General features: G+C 52.5%; 1 rRNA gene. It reads right to left on the bottom strand.

Features of this window, described 5'->3' with window-relative positions:
- A 23S ribosomal RNA gene (locus WFO70_RS22410) occupies positions 1-223 on the bottom strand; the annotation flags it as partial.

Genomic DNA, 223 nt, shown 5'->3' with positions numbered 1-223 from the left:
TACTCTTTAGGAGGAGACCGCCCCAGTCAAACTACCCACCAGACACTGTCCGCAACCCGGATTACGGGTCCACGTTAGAACACCAGCCATTAAAGGGTGGTATTTCAAGGATGGCTCCACGCAGACTGGCGTCCACGCTTCAAAGCCTCCCACCTATCCTACACATCAAGGACCAGTGTTCAGTGTCAAGCTATAGTAAAGGTTCACGGGGTCTTTCCGTCTT

Origin of the sequence: Leclercia sp. AS011 (assembly GCF_037152535.1) — a bacterium.
Classification (GTDB): Bacteria; Pseudomonadota; Gammaproteobacteria; order Enterobacterales; family Enterobacteriaceae; genus Enterobacter.
Note: the sequence above shows the minus strand (reverse complement) of the source record. Positions and strands in the feature narration are given on the sequence as shown.